Origin of the sequence: Microterricola pindariensis, assembly GCF_002936985.1 — a bacterium.
In the GTDB taxonomy this organism is placed as follows: Bacteria; Actinomycetota; Actinomycetes; order Actinomycetales; family Microbacteriaceae; genus Microterricola; species Microterricola pindariensis.
The window spans coordinates 71,980-88,119 of the sequence record NZ_MPZN01000001.1; the positions used below are offsets into that span (position 1 = coordinate 71,980).

15 protein-coding genes are annotated in these 16,140 nt (G+C 69.0%); 6 read left to right on the plus strand and 9 right to left on the minus strand.

The features are described 5' to 3' along the window. Window positions 1-92: 92 nt before the first annotated feature. Window positions 93-1,013 (minus strand): heme o synthase, encoded by a 921-nt coding sequence (locus GY24_RS00370; protein WP_104473841.1) that lies wholly within the window; start codon window positions 1,011-1,013, stop codon window positions 93-95. Between the two features lie 263 nt (window positions 1,014-1,276). Here GY24_RS00370 and tkt point away from each other — a divergent pair, with 263 nt between their 5' ends. The 6 genes from tkt to pgl are packed head-to-tail and all read left to right on the plus strand — an operon-like array spanning window position 1,277 to window position 9,446. Continuing rightward, on the plus strand, window positions 1,277-3,370 hold the full coding sequence (gene tkt / locus GY24_RS00375) for a transketolase (protein ID WP_104473842.1): 2,094 nt from the start codon (window positions 1,277-1,279) through the stop codon (window positions 3,368-3,370). 25 nt (window positions 3,371-3,395) lie between these two features. Further along, window positions 3,396-4,508 (plus strand): transaldolase, encoded by a 1,113-nt coding sequence (gene tal / locus GY24_RS00380; protein ID WP_104473843.1) that lies wholly within the window; start codon window positions 3,396-3,398, stop codon window positions 4,506-4,508. Then, entirely contained in the window at window positions 4,505-6,124 is a 1,620-nt protein-coding gene (locus GY24_RS00385) for a glucose-6-phosphate isomerase (protein ID WP_233279116.1), read from the plus strand. The genes tal and GY24_RS00385 overlap by 4 nt, the downstream gene beginning before the upstream one ends. Window positions 6,125-6,175: 51 nt before the next feature. Next, on the plus strand, window positions 6,176-7,717 hold the full coding sequence (gene zwf / locus GY24_RS00390) for a glucose-6-phosphate dehydrogenase (protein WP_104473844.1): 1,542 nt from the start codon (window positions 6,176-6,178) through the stop codon (window positions 7,715-7,717). Beyond that, the gene (locus GY24_RS00395; protein WP_104473845.1) at window positions 7,714-8,679 is read left to right on the plus strand and encodes a glucose-6-phosphate dehydrogenase assembly protein OpcA; all 966 of its coding nucleotides are present in this window, start codon (window positions 7,714-7,716) and stop codon (window positions 8,677-8,679) included. The genes zwf and GY24_RS00395 overlap by 4 nt, the downstream gene beginning before the upstream one ends. Beyond that, complete coding sequence (pgl, locus tag GY24_RS00400) at window positions 8,676-9,446, plus strand: 6-phosphogluconolactonase (protein ID WP_104473846.1); 771 nt, start codon at window positions 8,676-8,678, stop codon at window positions 9,444-9,446. Before GY24_RS00395 ends, pgl begins: the two co-directional genes overlap by 4 nt. A 60-nt stretch (window positions 9,447-9,506) precedes the next feature. On the opposite strand, the gene GY24_RS00405 is transcribed toward pgl, so the two are convergent. The 8 genes from GY24_RS00405 to rapZ form a co-directional block, all read right to left on the minus strand. Beyond that, entirely contained in the window at window positions 9,507-9,872 is a 366-nt protein-coding gene (locus GY24_RS00405) for an RNA polymerase-binding protein RbpA (protein ID WP_104473847.1), read from the minus strand. Between the two features lie 87 nt (window positions 9,873-9,959). Next, window positions 9,960-10,211 (minus strand): preprotein translocase subunit SecG, encoded by a 252-nt coding sequence (secG, locus tag GY24_RS00410; RefSeq protein ID WP_083363864.1) that lies wholly within the window; start codon window positions 10,209-10,211, stop codon window positions 9,960-9,962. Window positions 10,212-10,334: 123 nt separating this feature from the next. Beyond that, the gene (gene tpiA / locus GY24_RS00415) at window positions 10,335-11,123 is read right to left on the minus strand and encodes a triose-phosphate isomerase (RefSeq protein WP_083363863.1); all 789 of its coding nucleotides are present in this window, start codon (window positions 11,121-11,123) and stop codon (window positions 10,335-10,337) included. Continuing rightward, a complete protein-coding gene (locus tag GY24_RS00420; protein ID WP_083363862.1) occupies window positions 11,117-12,328 on the minus strand; it encodes a phosphoglycerate kinase in 1,212 nt (403 codons plus the stop codon). Before GY24_RS00420 ends, tpiA begins: the two co-directional genes overlap by 7 nt. Before the next feature lie 10 nt (window positions 12,329-12,338). Then, window positions 12,339-13,346 carry a type I glyceraldehyde-3-phosphate dehydrogenase gene (gap, locus tag GY24_RS00425; protein WP_083363861.1) on the minus strand — a complete coding sequence of 336 codons (1,008 nt, stop codon included), beginning with the start codon at window positions 13,344-13,346 and terminating at the stop codon, window positions 12,339-12,341. Window positions 13,347-13,442: 96 nt separating this feature from the next. Then, on the minus strand, window positions 13,443-14,069 hold the full coding sequence (locus tag GY24_RS00430; protein WP_104473848.1) for a superoxide dismutase: 627 nt from the start codon (window positions 14,067-14,069) through the stop codon (window positions 13,443-13,445). Window positions 14,070-14,175: 106 nt separating this feature from the next. Beyond that, window positions 14,176-15,156: a DNA-binding protein WhiA gene (whiA, locus tag GY24_RS00435; RefSeq protein ID WP_104473849.1), complete on the minus strand. Its 981-nt coding sequence runs from the start codon at window positions 15,154-15,156 to the stop codon at window positions 14,176-14,178. Window positions 15,157-15,214: 58 nt separating this feature from the next. After that, window positions 15,215-16,087 (minus strand): RNase adapter RapZ, encoded by an 873-nt coding sequence (rapZ, locus tag GY24_RS00440; RefSeq protein WP_104473850.1) that lies wholly within the window; start codon window positions 16,085-16,087, stop codon window positions 15,215-15,217. Between the last annotated feature and the right edge of the window lie 53 nt (window positions 16,088-16,140).

Sequence of the window (16,140 nt, forward strand, 5' to 3'; positions counted from 1 at the left end):
CGCCGTGCGGGCGCCGGCGGGCACGAGAAAAGGCCCTGCCGATACGGCAGGGCCTTTCGCGACGGACAACACCGAGGTTGTCCGGGCTGTGCCTAGAAGGGCAGCAGCGGGTCGACGCCGACGGCGACGAAAAGCAGGGTGAGGTAGGCGATGGAGCCGTGGAAGACCCGCATCGGCGAGACCTCATTGTGCCGGATGGCGTGGTTGTAGAGGCGGTGCGTCTCGTAGATGAACCAGCCACCTGTCACGACGGCGACCGCCGTGTAGACGACGCCCATTCCGGCGACGGGGACCAGCAGCAGCGAGCAGGCGACGGTGGCCCACGCGTACAGGATGGTCTGCAGGCCGACCTGTGCGCGACCGCGCACGACGGCAAGCATCGGCACACCGGCGGCCTTGTAGTCGTCGCGGTACTTCATCGACAGCGGCCAGTAGTGCGGCGGCGTCCAGAGGAAGATGATCGCGAACAGGATGATCGGGGGCCAGCTGATGTCGCCGGTGACGGCGGCCCAGCCGATGAGCACGGGCATGCAGCCCGCCAGTCCGCCCCAGACGATGTTCTGCGCGGTGCGGCGCTTGAGGATCAGGCTGTAGAAGACCACGTAGAGCAGGATGGCGCCGAGCGAGAGCGCCGCGGCCAGCCAGTTGGTCGTGAGCCAGAGCCAGACGATGGATGCGGCACCGAGGCCGTAGGCGAAGACCAGGGCTTCCCGGTCGCTCAGCTCCCCCGTCACCAGCGGACGGTTCTTGGTGCGCTTCATCACGCGGTCGATGTCGCGGTCGATGTAGCAGTTGAACGCGCCGGCGGAGCCGGCGCTCATCGCGCCGCCGATCAGGGTGGCCAGCACGAGCCAGAGGCTCGGGATGCCGTTGTGCGCCAGAATCATGGTCGGCGCTGTGACCACGAGCAGCAGTTCGATCACACGCGGCTTGGTCAAAGCCCAGTATGCGCGGAGTTTGCGCCGCAAATCCGGTCGCTGGCTCAGTGTGCGATTCTCTAGTGCGACGTCCATTGCTCCTCTTACACCCGGGTACTCAGGCAATTCTAGGCTACGTTCGCGAACTCGCTGGATGTCGTCATATCCATGCGTGCGGATGGGCGCTGTCCCTATACTGAAGAAGCCCGCCGGTCTCCAGCGCGCGCACGATCTTGTCGGCTGCCCTTGCTTCCGACGTGCGCACCGGAGCAGCCGAAGACGACTGCGGTACGGCATTCCTCATCGGGAGCGCAGACGACATGATTCTGTCTCCCTACGCTTAGAAGGGTCTAGATCCAGTGGCAGATCTGCAATGGGATTCCATTGATAGCAAGGCAGTTGACACCGCCCGCATCCTCGCGGCCGACGCAGTGGAGAAGGTGGGCAACGGGCACCCGGGAACGGCGATGAGCCTTGCACCCGCCGCGTACCTGCTGTTCCAGAAGGTCATGCGCCGTGACCCGTCCGACCAGCACTGGCTGGGGCGCGACCGCTTCGTGCTCTCCGTCGGGCACAGCTCGCTGACGCAGTACGTCCAGCTGTACCTCGGCGGCTACGGCCTCGAGCTCGACGACCTCAAGGCGCTGCGCACCTGGGGCTCGAAGACCCCCGGCCACCCCGAGTTCGGTCACACCGACCACGTCGAGATCACCACCGGGCCGCTCGGCCAGGGCCTGGCCTCCGCCGTCGGCTTCGCCTACGCGGCCCGCTTCGAGCGCGGCCTGTTCGACCCGGATGCCGCAGCGGGCACGAGCCCCTTCGACCACTTCGTCTACGTCATCGCCGGTGACGGCGACCTGCAGGAGGGCGTCACCAGCGAGGCCTCCTCGCTCGCCGGCCACCAGCAGCTCGGCAACCTCATCGCGATCTACGACAGCAACCAGATCTCGATCGAGGACGACACCCAGATCGCCTTCACCGAGGACGTCGCCGCGCGCTACGAGTCCTACGGCTGGCAGGTGCTCACCGTCGACTGGAAGAAGACGGGCGAGTACGTCGAGGACATGGCCGAGCTGCATGCCGCCATCGAGGCGGCGCAGGGCGAGACCGACAAGCCGAGCCTCATCGTGCTGAAGACCATCATCGGATGGCCGAGCCCGAAGAAGCAGAACTCCGGCAAGATCCACGGCTCCGCGCTCGGCGCGGAGGAGCTCGCCGCCGTCAAGGAGGTGCTCGGCTTCAACCCGGCCGAGAGCTTCGCCGTCGCAGAGGACGTCCTGGCGCACACCCGCCAGGCCGTCGAGCGTGGCGCAGAGCAGCACGCCGAGTGGCAGAAGGGCTTCGACGCCTGGGCCGCAGCCAACCCCGAGCGCAACGCCCTGCTGGAGCGCGTGCTGAGCGGCGAGCTGCCCGAGGAAGCCGAGGCGGCACTGCCCGTCTTCGAGGGCGGCACCTCCGTGTCGACCCGTGCGGCATCCGGCAAGGTCATCAACGCCCTCGCCGGCGTGATCCCCGAGCTCTGGGGCGGCTCCGCCGACCTCGCCGAGTCGAACCTCACCACCATCAACGGGTCCGCCTCCTTCGTTCCGAGCGAGCACTCCACCCACGAGTGGAGCGGCAACCCGTACGGCCGCGTGCTGCACTTCGGCATCCGCGAGCACGCGATGGCCGCGATCATCAACGGCATCGTGCTGCACGGCAACACGCGTGCCTTCGGTGGCACCTTCCTCATCTTCAGCGACTACATGCGCCCGGCCGTCCGCCTCGCCGCGCTCATGAAGGTGCCCTCGATCTTCGTCTGGACGCACGACTCCGTCGCCCTCGGCGAGGACGGCCCGACGCACCAGCCGATCGAGCAGCTCGCCACGCTGCGCGCCATCCCGGGCCTGGACGTCGTCCGCCCCGGCGACGCCAACGAGGTCAGCTACGCCTGGCTCGAGATCCTCAAGCGCCGCGGCGGCCCCGCCGGCATCGCACTGACCCGCCAGAACATCCCGGTGTTCGAGCGCGGCGAGGGCGAGGCCTCCGGCGACGTGCTGGCCTCGGCGAAGAACACCGCCAAGGGCGCCTACGTGCTGGCGGATGCCGCCAACGGCACCCCCGACGTCATCATCATCGCCACCGGCTCCGAGGTGCAGCTCGCCCTCGCCGCCCGCGAGGAGCTGAAGGCAGACGGCGTGCACGCCCGCGTCGTCTCGGCGCCGAGCTTGGAGTGGTTCGAGGAGCAGAGCGCCGAGTACCGCGCATCGGTTCTGCCGAAGAACGTCACGGCTCGGGTATCGGTTGAGGCCGGTCTCGCGTTGACATGGAAGAGCTACATCGGCGACCAGGGTCGCAGCGTCTCGATCGAGCACTTCGGTGCCTCGGCCGACTACCAGACCCTCTTCAACGAGTTCGGCATCACCACGGACGCCGTTGTTGCCGCTGCCAAGGAATCGATCGCGTCGGCCTGAGCCGCGCAAAGGAGTTTTGAACACAATGACTGAAACCACTCCCCTCTCCGAGCTGTCCGCCGCCGGCGTCAGCATCTGGCTGGATGACCTCTCCCGCGACCGCATCGTCTCCGGCGGCCTGCAGAAGCTCATCTCCGAGAAGAACGTCGTCGGCGTCACCACCAACCCGACGATCTTCGCCAACGCGCTGGCCAACGGCACCTCCTACACCGAGCAGGTCGCCCTGCTGGCCGCCGCCGGCACGAGCGTGCACGACGCCGTCTTCGAGATCACCACGGATGACGTCGCCGCAGCCAGCGACATCTTCCGCCCGGTCTACGACCGCACGAACGGCGTCGACGGCCGCGTCTCCATCGAGGTCGAGCCCGGCCTCGCCCACGACGCAGCCGGCACCATCGCCCAGGCCAAGCAGCTCTGGGCCAAGGTCGACCGCCCGAACGCCATGATCAAGATCCCGGCGACGATCGAGGGCCTCGAGGCCATCACCGAGACCATCGGCGCCGGCATCAGCGTCAACGTGACGCTGATCTTCAGCCTGGCCCGCCACCAGCAGGTCATCGACGCCTACATCGCCGGCCTCGAGAAGGCGAAGGCCAACGGCCACGACCTCGCCACCATCCACTCGGTCGCCTCCTTCTTCGTGTCGCGCGTCGACACCGAGATCGACGCCCGCCTGAACACCATCGGCACCGAGGAGGCGCTGGCGCTGAAGAGCAAGGCCGGCGTCGCCAACGCGCAGCTGGCCTACCAGGTGTTCGAGAAGGCCTTCGCCAGCGACCGCGCCCAGGCGCTGCTCGCCGCCGGCGCCAACAAGCAGCGCCCGCTCTGGGCCTCGACCGGCGTCAAGGACCCGAGCCTCCCCGACACCCTCTACGTGACCAACCTGGTCGCGGCCGACGTGGTCAACACCATGCCGGAGAAGACGATGGAGGCCACCTACGACCACGGCGTCATCACCGGCGACACCGTCACCGGCTCCTACGCCGAGGCACAGGGCGTTCTCGACGCACTCGCCGCCGTGGGCGTCTCCTACGACGATGTCACCGCCGTGCTCGAGTCCGAGGGCGTGTCCAAGTTCATCGTGTCCTGGGGCGAGCTGCTGGAGACGGTCACGGGCGCCCTCGAGGCAGCACGGTGACGATCACCAGCGGGGCCTTCGGCGTCGCGGTCGGCGGCGCGGCAGCTGAGGCTGTCCGCCGCCACCTCCCCGCCCTCGTCGCCGACGAGGTCGCCTCGGCGATCACCGCCCAGAACCCGAGCCTGTGGGGCGCGGACGCCGAGTCGGAGTCCGCGGTCCGCCTCGGCTGGACCGAGTCCGTCGCCATCTCCCGCCCCCTCGTGCCCGAGATCCTCGCCCTGCGCGAGGAGCTGCACGCGGCCGGCGTCCGCCACATCGCCCTCGCCGGCATGGGCGGCTCCTCGCTGGCGCCCGAGGTCATCACCCGCACCATGGGCGTCGAGCTCACCGTGCTGGACTCCACCGACCCGGGCCAGGTGCTCGCCGCGCTGAACGACCGGCTCGCCGAGACCGCCATCGTGGTGTCGTCGAAGTCCGGCTCGACGGTCGAGACCGCCAGCCAGCGCCGCGTCTTCGAGAAGGCGTTCACGGATGCCGGCATCAACCCGACCGAGCGCGTCATCGTGGTCACCGACCCCGGCTCGCCGCTGGACGTCTCGGCGCGCGCGGCCGGCTACCGCGTCTTCAACGCCGACCCGAACGTGGGCGGCCGCTACTCGGCCCTCACCGCCTTCGGCCTGGTCCCGTCCGGCCTGGCCGGCGTGGACATCGCCGAGTTGCTCGACGAGGCCGACGCGATCTCGCTGCCGCTGGCCGTCGACAACGAGACCAACCCCGGCCTCCTCCTCGGCGCCGCCATCGCCGGCACGCAGCCGCTGCGCAACAAGCTCGGCCTGCTGGCCGACGGCACTCACATCGTCGGCCTGCCCGACTGGGTGGAGCAGCTGATCGCGGAGTCCACCGGCAAGCTCGGCACCGGCCTGCTGCCCGTCGTTCTCGAGGAGGGCGCACCAGAGCTCGCCGGCGGATTGGACGACTTCCTGCTCGTCCGCCTCGTCGACGAGGCCGGCGACACCCTGTTCCTGGACGGCGACGCCGACGAGGTCCGCGTCAGCGGCACCCTGGGCGCGCAGTTCCTGGTCTGGGAGTACGCCACGGTCGTCGCCGGCCGCCTGCTCGGTATCAACCCGTTCGACCAGCCCGACGTGGAGTCGGCGAAGATCGCGACCCGCGGCCTGCTCGACGCACGCCCGGAGCCCGCCCCCGCCGCCTTCGTCTCCGAGGGCATCGAGGTGCGCGGCACGCCGGAGGTCATCGGCGCCGCCAGCGACCTGCAGTCGGCCATCGACGTGCTGGTCGAGGAGGTGCCGGAGGACGGCTACATCTCGATCCAGGCCTACGTCGACCGCCTGGCGCTGCCGCAGCTGGCCGAGCTCCGTGCGATCCTCGCCGAGCGCTCCGGTCGACCGGTCACCTTCGGCTGGGGTCCGCGCTTCCTGCACTCGACCGGTCAGTTCCACAAGGGCGGCCCGGCTGTCGGGGCGTTCCTGCAGATCCTGGCCACCCCGGCCGAGGACCTGGACATCCCGGAGAGCCCGTTCAGCTTCGGCGAGCTCATCCAGGCCCAGGCCAGCGGTGACGCCAGCGTGCTGGCCGCGCACGGCCGCCCCGTGCTCACCCTCACGCTGACGGATGCCGCGGCAAACGTCAGCACCCTGTTCGACGCCGCGTCCTAGCGTCGAACCCGGCTCCACCTGAACCCAGCTGCCACTTTTTCGAGGAGTTTCATGCCACCGGTGAACATCACCGCGGATTCCAACCCACTTCGGTCACCGTCCGACTACCGCTTGAACCGGATCGCCGGTCCGAGCGGGCTCATCATCTTCGGCGTGACGGGTGACCTGTCGCGCAAGAAGCTGATGCCGGCCGTGTACGACCTGGCAAACCGCGGCCTCCTGCCGCCCGGCTTCGGACTGGTGGGCTTCGCCCGCCGGGACTGGGCCGACCAGGACTTCATGGAGATCGTGCACGACGCTGTCAAGCAGTATGCGCGCACCGAGTTCCGTGAGGAAGTGTGGGCCCAGTTGGCCCAGGGAATCCGGTTCGTCTCGGGAACCTTCGACGACGAGTCCTCGTTCGAGCGCCTCAAGGACACCATCGAGAAGCTGGATCGGGAGCGTGGAACCATGGGCAACCATGCGTTCTACCTCTCGATCCCGCCGAAGGCGTTCCCGCAGGTGACCGAGCAGCTGAGCAAGTCCGGCCTGGCCGTCGGCGAGGACGGCGCCTGGCGCCGTGTCGTGATCGAGAAGCCGTTCGGCAGCGACCTCAAGACGGCGCGCGAGCTGAACGCCGTCGTCGAGTCGGTGTTCCCCGCCGACTCGGTGTTCCGCATCGACCACTACCTGGGCAAGGAGACGGTGCAGAACATCCTCGCCCTGCGCTTCGCCAACCAGCTCTATGAGCCGATCTGGAACGCCAACTACGTCGACCACGTGCAGATCACGATGGCCGAGGACATCGGCGTCGGCGGCCGCGCCGGCTACTACGACGGCATCGGCGCGGCCCGCGACGTCATCCAGAACCACCTGCTGCAGTTGCTCGCCCTGACCGCGATGGAGGAGCCGATCTCGTTCGACGCCTCCGCGCTGCGCGCCGAGAAGGAGAAGGTGCTCGCCGCCGTGCGACTGCCGGAAGACCTCGGCGCCGGCACGGCCCGCGGCCAGTACGCGGGCGGTTGGCAGGGTGGCGAGAAGGTTCTCGGCTTCCTCGAGGAAGACGGCATGGACCCGGAGTCGCTCACCGAGACCTACGCGGCGATGAAGCTGACCATCGGCACCCGCCGCTGGGCCGGCGTGCCGTTCTACCTGCGCGCGGGCAAGCGCCTCGGCCGCCGCGTGACCGAGATCGCCGTGGTGTTCAAGCGGGCACCGCAGCAGCTCTTCGCCGACAGCCAGACCTCCGAGCTCGGCCAGAACGCCCTCGTGATCCGGGTGCAGCCCGACGAGGGCGTCACGATCCGCTTCGGCTCCAAGGTTCCCGGCGCCGGCATGCAGGTGCGCGACGTCACCATGGACTTCGGCTACGGCCACGCCTTCACCGAGGCGAGCCCCGAGGCCTACGAACGGCTCATCCTCGATGTGCTGCTCGGCGACCCGCCGCTCTTCCCCCGGCACGAGGAGGTCGAGCTGTCCTGGAAGATCCTCGACCCGATCGAGGAGTTCTGGGAGACCCAGGGCCAGCCCGAACAGTACAGCCCCGGCAGCTGGGGTCCCAGCTCCGCCGACGATCTTCTGGCCCGCGACGGCCGCGTCTGGAGGCGTCCATGATCATCGACCTGCCCAACACCACCATCAGCCAGGTCTCCAAGGCCCTGGTCAAGATGCGCGAGGAGAACGGCGTCGTGGCCCTCGGCCGCGTGCTGACCCTCATCATCGCCGCCTCGACGGGCTCGGAGGAGGAGGCCATCGAGGCCGCCAACGACGCCTCCCGCGAGCACCCGATGCGCGTCCTCGTCGTCTGCACCAACCCGGCCGATGACGGCCAGGCGGCCGAGGCGCGGCTGGACGCCGAGATCCGCGTCGGCGGCGACGCCGGCGCCAGCGAGGTCATCATCCTGCGGGCCAGCGGGGAGGCGGCATCCGACGAGCAGAGCCTCGTCATGGGCCTGCTGCTGCCGGACGCCCCCGTCGTCACCTGGTGGCCCGGCATCGCGCCCGCCGTGCCCGGGCTCGCCCCGCTCGGCCGCATCGCGCACCGCCGCATCACGGACGCCTCCGCCCAGCCGGAGCCGCAGGCCGCGCTGCAGCAGCTCGCCGAGAGCTACCGGCCGGGCGACATCGACTTCGCCTGGACCCGGCTGACGCTCTGGCGTGCCCAGCTGGCCGCCGTGCTGGACCAGCCGCCGTACTCCCCCGTCACCTCGGTGCGGGTCGAGGGCAGCGACGACTCCCCCTCGACGACGCTGCTGAGCGCCTGGCTGCACGACGCCCTGCAGGCGGACACCGAGTACGTGCTCACTCCCGGCGCCACCTCGCACGGCATCCACAGCGTGCGCCTGGAGCGCCCGACCGGGGCGATCGAGCTGAGCCGCACCGGCGGCGGCGTGGCCCGGCTCACTCAGCCGAAGCAGCCGACGCACTCGCTCGCGCTGCCCCGCCGCAACCTCCGCGACTGCCTGGCCGACGAGCTGCGCAGGCTCGACCCCGACGAGCTCTACGGCCAGGTCATCACCCGGGCCCTGGCGACACTCGGGCCGGCAACACCGATCACGACGGGAACGGCCGCATGACCAACGAGCGCCGGGTGCTGGTGCACCCAGACAAGCAGGCGCTGGCCGGCTCCGTCGCCGCCCGCTTCATCACCAAGACGCTCGACATCCTCGATGACCTGGGCAGCGCCAACATCGTGCTGACCGGCGGATCGATGGGCTCCGGCGTGCTCGCCGCCGTCAACGAGTCGGCCGCCAGGGACACCCTGGACTGGTCGCGGATCCACTTCTGGTGGGGCGACGAGCGCTGGCTCCCGGCCGGCGACGCCGAGCGCAACGACCAGCAGGCCTTCGACGCACTGCTCAGCCACATCGACATCCCGGCCGGCAACATCCACCGCTTCCCGGCGTCGGACGGACCGCTGGGGCTCGACGAGGCCGCCGAGCACTACGCCGCCGAACTGGCCGCGCACGCGGAGGACGGCGCGGAGCTGCCGCGCCTGGACATCACCTTCCTCGGCGTCGGGCCCGACGGGCACATCGCCTCGCTGTTCCCGCACCGCTCCGGCATCCAGGTCGAGGACCGCACGGTGATCGCCGTTCGCAACTCGCCGAAGCCCCCGGCGGAACGGCTCAGCCTGACCCGCCCGGTGCTGAACCACTCCGACCGGGTGTGGATGGTGCTCGCCGGCTCCGACAAGGCGCCGGCGCTCGGCCTGGCGCTGGCCGGGGCCAGCCGCGACGAGGTCCCCGCCGGCGGCATCAAGGGCCGCAAGCGGACCGTCTTCTTCGTCGACCGCGACGCGGCCGCCGAGGTGCCGGAGGCGCTCATCGCCCCGTCCTACTGACAGCAGGCAGCAGAAAAGCCCCAGCCGATGGCTGGGGCTTTTCTGTTGCCTGGGTGGAGACTAGCCCGCGACGACCTTGCCGCGGCGCACGCGGAGCTGCTCGAGAGCCTCCTCGAGGAGCTGCTCTGCCTCCTCCTCCGTGCGACGTTCCTTCACGTAGGCGAGGTGGGTCTTGTACGGCTCGAGCTTGGCGACAGACGGAGGGTTCTCCTTGTCGCGCCCGGCCGGCAGCCCCGACTGCGGGGAGTCGATGGTGACGGGGATCTCCTCGTCCGGCAGAGTGGCCGAGAAGTACCGGATCGTCTCGTTGCCGAGCGCGTCCCAGTAGGAAATGGCCACACGGTCCGCGTGGTAGCCGCGGTCCTGTTCGCCCATGGGGCCGGCGCCAACGCGCGACCCTCGAATTGCACTGCCGCCTGATGCCATGGCTGCCTCCGCTGCTAAAAGATGGTGCTGTGAGAAAGCGCCCGCCGGGGCGGGCGCGAGTGTGGTGCCCGCTCGGGCACCACGGAATTACAAGCCGGTGTCGAACTTGGTGATGAGGCCGAGCACGATGATGCTCGAGACCCAGACCAGGCCGAGGATGACGGTGATGCGGTTGAGGTTGCGCTCCGCGACGCCGGAGGCCCCGAGGTTGCTGGTCATGCCGCCGCCGAACATGTCGGAGAGGCCGCCACCGCGGCCCTTGTGCAGCAGAATGAGCATGGTCAGCAGCAGGCTCGTCAAACCGAGCACAACCTGCATTACAACCTGGAGAATTTCCACAAGAAACCTTTCACAATGCGAAGCAGGAACGCCGCGCCAAGACCACAGACGATTATAGCCTGACGCGGCATCCTCGGGGAGGATGCCGCGCCAGAGCGGGTGCTGTTGCGGGAAATCGCCCGGTTAGAGACCGACGTGCTGCTGGAAGCGGCTGATGGCCGCGAACTCGGCGATGTCGAGGCTCGCGCCGCCCACGAGGGCGCCGTCGACGTTCGGCTCGCGCATGAAACCGGCGATGTTGCCGGACTTCACGGACCCGCCGTAGAGGATGCGCGTCTTGCCGGCGACATCCTCGCCGAGAACCTCGGCGAGCACGCCACGGAGCGCGGCCGCGACCTGCTCGGCCTGCTCGGGCGTTGCCGCCTGGCCGGAGCCGATCGCCCAGACGGGCTCGTAGGCGACGACGATGTCGGCCGCACCGGTCACACCGGCGAGGGCCGCGCGCAGCTGGGCGACGGGCACGGCGCTCGGGCCGTGCTTCTCGAGGTCCTCTGCGGTCTCGCCGACGCAGATGATCGGCACGATGTTGTGGGCGAGCGCCGCAGCCGACTTCGCGGCGACCTGCTCGTCGGTCTCACCGTGCAGCGTGCGCCGCTCGGAGTGGCCGATGATGACGTAGCGGCACTCGAGCTGGGCGAGGAACGCGGCCGAGATCTCACCGGTGTATGCACCGGAGACGTGCTCGGAGACATCCTGCGCGCCGAAGGCCAGCGGCAGCTTGTCGGCGGAGACCAGGGTCTGCACGCTGCGCAGGTCGGTGAACGGCGGGAACACCGCCACCTCGACGGCGGCGAAGTCGTGCTTGGCCTCACTCAGGTTCCAGGCCAGCTTCTGCACAAACGCGATGGCCTGGAGGTGGTCCAGGTTCATCTTCCAGTTGCCCGCGATGAGCGGGGTTCTGTTCACTACCATCCGAGTACCTCCAGCCCGGGGAGGCGCTTGCCCTCGAGGAACTCGAGGCTGGCGCCGCCGCCGGTAGAAATGTGACCAAACTGGTCATCGTTGAAATTGAGTGCGCGGACGGCTGCGGCGGAATCGCCACCGCCGACAACGCTGAGGCCGTCGACCTCGGTCAGTGCTTGTGCGACGGCACGGGTGCCCGCCGCGAATGGTGCAAGTTCGAACACGCCCATCGGGCCGTTCCAGAAGACGGTCTTGGACGAGCGGATGACGTCGGCGAACCGCGCGGCCGTCTCCGGTCCGATGTCCAGGCCCAGGCCGGACGCGCCGAACGGCGTGTCCTCGATGCCGTCAGCCGGGCGCACGAGCACCTCGGCGTCAGCACCGAACTTGGAGGCGACGACGACATCCGTCGGCAGGATGATCTGCACGCCGAGGCGCTCGGCCTCGGCCAGGTAGCCCGTGACAGTGTCGATCTGGTCGGCCTCGAGCAGGCTGGAGCCGACCTTGTGGCCGAGGGCCGCGAGGAATGTGAAGAGCATGCCGCCGCCGATGAGCAGGGTGTCGACGCGGGGCAGCAGGTGCCCGATCACGCCGAGCTTGTCGGACACCTTCGAGCCGCCGAGCACGACCGCGTACGGGCGCTCCGGGGTCTCGGTGAGGCGGTCCAGCACCTCGAGCTCGGCCACGATGAGGAGGCCTGCAGCGCTCGGGAGCAGTTCGGCGAGCTCGTAGACGCTGGCCTGCTTGCGGTGGACGACGCCGAAGCCGTCGGAGACGAAGGCGTCGCCGAAGGCGGCGAGCTGGGCCGCGAAGGCGGCGCGCTCCTCGGCGACCTTGGAAGTCTCCCCCGGGTTGAAGCGGAGGTTCTCCAGCACCGCGATGTCGCCGTCGCCGAGGCCGGCGACAGCCGCCTGCGCCGAGGCGCCGACGGTGTCGCTGGCGAAGGCGACGTCTTTGCCGAGCAGCTCGCCGAGCCGGGCCGCAACGGGGGCGAGGCTGTAGCGCTCGTCCGGCGCGCCGTCAGGGCGCCCGAGGTGCGAGACGACGCTCACCCTGGCCCCCTGGGAGAGCAGCGCGGTGAGGGTGGGCAGTGACGCTCGCACACGACCGTCATCAGTGATCTGACCGTCCTTCAGCGGGACGTTCAGGTCGCAGCGCACGATGACGTGCTTGCCGGCGAGTGGGCCCAGGGAATCGATCGTGCGAAGCGTCACGCCCTACCGCCTAGAGGCTCGCGGCGACGAACGTCGTCAGGTCGACGAGGCGGTTGGAGTAGCCCCACTCGTTGTCGTACCACGAGGCAACCTTGACCTGGTCGCCGATCACCTTGGTGAGGCCGGCGTCGAAGATCGAGGAGTGCGGGTCGCCCACGATGTCGCTGGAGACGATGGGGTCCTCGGTGTAGCTGAGGATGCCCTTGAGGGGGCCCTCCGCCGCAGCCTTGTACGCGGCGTTGACTTCCTCGACGGTGACGGGGCGCGAGGCGGTGACCGTCAGGTCGGTGATGGAGCCGGTGGGGATCGGGACACGCAGCGCGTAGCCGTCGAGCTTGCCGACGAGCTCCGGGATGACGAGGCCGAGGGCCTTGGCGGCACCGGTCGAGGTCGGAACGATGTTGACCGCTGCGGCACGGGCACGACGGAGGTCGCTGTGCGGGCCGTCCTGCAGGTTCTGGTCCGCGGTGTAGGCGTGCACGGTGGTCATCAGACCACGCTCGATGCCGAAGTTGTCGAGGAACACCTGAGCCAGCGGCGCGAGGCAGTTGGTGGTGCAGGACGCGTTCGAGATGACGTCGTGCGTCGCGGCGTCGTAGCTGGACTCGTTGACGCCGAGGACGATCGTCGCGACGTTCTCGCCGGTGGCGGGAGCGGAGACGAGAACCTTCTTGGCGCCGGCCTCGATGTGCTTGCGGGCCAGCTCAGCCTTGGTGAAGAAGCCGGTCGACTCGATGACGATGTCGACGCCCAGCTCGCCCCAGGGCAGGTTGGCGGGGTCGCGCTCGGCGAGGACCTTGATGGCCTTGCCGTTGACGACGATGGTGTCGCCCTGCAGCTCGACCGTGGCGTCGAGGCGCCCGGCGACCGAGTCGTACTTCAGCAGGTGGGCAAGCGTCTTAGGGTCCGTGAGGTCGTTGACTGCAACGATCTCGATGTCGCTGCCCTTGGCGAGGGCGGCGCGGAAGTAGTTGCGGCCAATGCGGCCGAATCCGTTGATACCGATCTTGACGGTCACGAAAGTACTCCTGTTACTGGGGGCGCTAGGCGCGCAGATGGACGAAACAAGAATGAGACGACGGTGTCCCCAGACGGGGTCCGGGGACACCGCTTGCTATGAGAGTAGCAGCAGGCCTTCGGTCTTCACTCGCGCAGTGTCGAAGCGTGACTGCACGTTCGACCAATCCACGATGTTCCAAAACGCCTTGACGTAGTCGGCACGCACGTTGCGGTAGTCCAGGTAGTACGCGTGCTCCCAGACGTCGAGCATGAGCAGCGGAACGGTGCCGGCAGCGAAGTTGGCCTGCTGGTCGAAGAACTGCTGGATGATCAGCTGCTGGCCGATCGAGTCCCAGGCCAGGACGGACCAGCCGGAGCCCTGCACGCCGAGCGCGGTGGCGGTGAAGTGGGCCTGGAACTTCTCGAAGGAGCCGAAGAAGTCGTCGATGGCCGCGGCCAGTTCGCCGACCGGCTTGTCTCCACCGTTCGGGGACATGTTGGTCCAGAAGATGGAGTGGTTCACGTGGCCGCCGAGGTTGAACGCGAGGTCCTTCTGCAGCTTGTTCACGTTGGCCAGGTTGCCGGTCTCGCGTGCCTCGGCGAGCTGGGCAAGCGCGGTGTTCGCCCCGGTCACGTAGGCCTGGTGGTGCTTGCCGTGGTGCAGCTCCATGATGGCGCCGCTGATGCTCGGCTCGAGCGCCGAGTAGTCATAGGCAAGTGCTGGCAAGGTGTATTCAGCCATTGATTGTCTCCTCTTTCATGACCGCGAGAGTCGCGACCGGTTTCGACCGTTTCAGTCTAATCACGGCACCCTCCGAGGCACCGAGTATGTTCCTCATGGCCAACCCCTAGGCGTCGTCCAGGTCGGCGGGCAGGTTTGCGTCGGTTCCGGGGATGCCCTGGTCTGCGGCCTTCTTGTCGGCCATGGCGAGCAGGCGACGGATGCGGCCGGCGACGGCGTCCTTGGTCATCGGCGGCTCGGCGTGGTGGCCGAGCTCGTCCAGGCTGGAGTCGCGGAAGCGCAGGCGCAGCTCCCCCGCATACTTGAGGTGCTCCGGGATGTCGGAGCCGAGGATCTCCATGGCGCGCTCGACGCGGGCACAGGCGGCGACAGCGGCCTGCGCGCTCCGGCGCAGGTTGGCGTCGTCGAAGTTCACCAGGCGGTTGGCGGTGGCGCGCACCTCTCGGCGCTGGCGCAGCTCCTCCCAGTTGCGCACGGTCTGCTCGGCGCCCATCTGCACGAGCATCGCGCTGATGGCGTCGCCGTCGCGGATGACCACGCGGTGCACGCCGCGCACCTCGCGCGCCTTGGCGGCGACGCCGAGCCGGCCGGCCGCGCCGACGAGGGCCATGGCGGCCTCGTTGCCCGGGCAGGTGATCTCCAGGGCGGCGGAGCGACCGGGATCGGTCAGCGTGCCGGCGGCCAGGAACGCTCCACGCCAGACGGCGGCGATCTCCTCGCGCGAACCCGTGGTGAGGCGGTTCGGCAGGCCGCGGATGGGGCGGCGCCGGGCGTCGAGCAGGCCGGTCTGGCGGGCGAGCGTCTCGCCGCCTTCCAGCACGCGGACGAGGTAGTTGTTGGTGCGGCGGAGGCCGGAGGCCGGGATCACGGAGACGCTGCTGCGCACACCGTAGAGTTCGGCGAGGTCTTTGCGCACACGGCGCGCGAGCACGGTGGAGTCCAGTTCGGACTCGACGGCGATGCGCCCGGAGATCATGTGCAGACCCCCAGAGAAGCGCAGGATCGTGGCGAGCTCGGCGGCTCGGACCGTGGTCTTGGGGACCTCGACCACGGAGAGTTCATCTTTTACGTCGGCGGTGAGAGCCAATCGTGTTTCCATTCTTTGCAGTGCCAAAAGGCGTGGACAGGCGGCCGGGTGCGACCGCCTATTCGCGTCCGAGGTCTCGATGTCGCACACTCACGGCCACCCGGGGAAGGGCGCCGATCAGTGTCGACAGCTCCTTCACCATGGCGACGGAGCGGTGCTTGCCGCCGGTGCAACCGACGGCGATCGTGACGTGACGTTTGTTCTCGCGCTGGTAGCCGTCGAGCACGGGCTCGAGTGCGGCTGCGTAGCGCGCGAGGAATTCCCGGGCACCGGCCTGCTCCAGAACGAAGGCGGCGACATCGCTGTCGAGCCCCGTCTGAGCGCGGAGCTCTGGGATCCAGAAGGGATTGGGCAGGAAGCGGGCGTCGGCGACATGGTCGGCGTCGGCCGGTACCCCGTACTTGAAGCCGAAGCTGAGGAGCGTGACGCTGACGCCGACGGCATCCACCTCGGAGAAGTGCTCCCGGGTGACGGTGGCCAGCTGGTGGATGTTCAGGCCGGAGGTGTCGATGATCAGGTCGCTGGCGCCCCGGATGGTGGCGATGCGGTTGCGCTCGGCGGAGATGCCGTCGAGCAGCGTGCCGTCGCCCTGCAGCGGGTGCGGCCGGCGCACGGACTCGAAGCGGCGCACCAGCACCTCGTCGGAGGCGTCGAGGAAGACGACGCGCAGCGCCGTGCCCTTGCGGAGCTCTTGGATGGTGTCCTGCAGCTCGGAGAAGAACTCGCCGCCGCGGATGTCGATGACGGCCGCGATCTTGGGCAGGCTCGCCCCCGCACGCCCGGCAAGGTCCACAAACGGCCGCAGCATCTGCGGCGGCAGGTTGTCAACGACATACCAACCGAGGTCCTCGAGGGCGTTCGCAACGGTCGAACGACCGGCTCCGGACATTCCCGTGACGATCAGCATCTCGTGCTGCCGGGCATCCGCCATGGCAGATTCTCACCTTCGCTAGAAGAACTGGTGGGCTTACAGCCTACCGAGCG

What these genes read in the sequence shown, in the direction of transcription:
- tal (WP_104473843.1), top strand. Translation starts at nt 3,396, where the DNA reads ATGACTGAAACCACTCCCCTCTCCGAGCTGTCCGCCGCCGGCGTCAGC.
- tpiA (WP_083363863.1), bottom strand. Translation starts at nt 11,123, where the DNA reads ATGGTAGTGAACAGAACCCCGCTCATCGCGGGCAACTGGAAGATGAAC.
- GY24_RS00430 (WP_104473848.1), bottom strand. Translation starts at nt 14,069, where the DNA reads ATGGCTGAATACACCTTGCCAGCACTTGCCTATGACTACTCGGCGCTC.
- GY24_RS00370 (WP_104473841.1), bottom strand. Translation starts at nt 1,013, where the DNA reads ATGGACGTCGCACTAGAGAATCGCACACTGAGCCAGCGACCGGATTTG.
- GY24_RS00395 (WP_104473845.1), top strand. Translation starts at nt 7,714, where the DNA reads ATGATCATCGACCTGCCCAACACCACCATCAGCCAGGTCTCCAAGGCC.
- pgl (WP_104473846.1), top strand. Translation starts at nt 8,676, where the DNA reads ATGACCAACGAGCGCCGGGTGCTGGTGCACCCAGACAAGCAGGCGCTG.
- GY24_RS00405 (WP_104473847.1), bottom strand. Translation starts at nt 9,872, where the DNA reads ATGGCATCAGGCGGCAGTGCAATTCGAGGGTCGCGCGTTGGCGCCGGC.
- zwf (WP_104473844.1), top strand. Translation starts at nt 6,176, where the DNA reads ATGCCACCGGTGAACATCACCGCGGATTCCAACCCACTTCGGTCACCG.
- rapZ (WP_104473850.1), bottom strand. Translation starts at nt 16,087, where the DNA reads ATGGCGGATGCCCGGCAGCACGAGATGCTGATCGTCACGGGAATGTCC.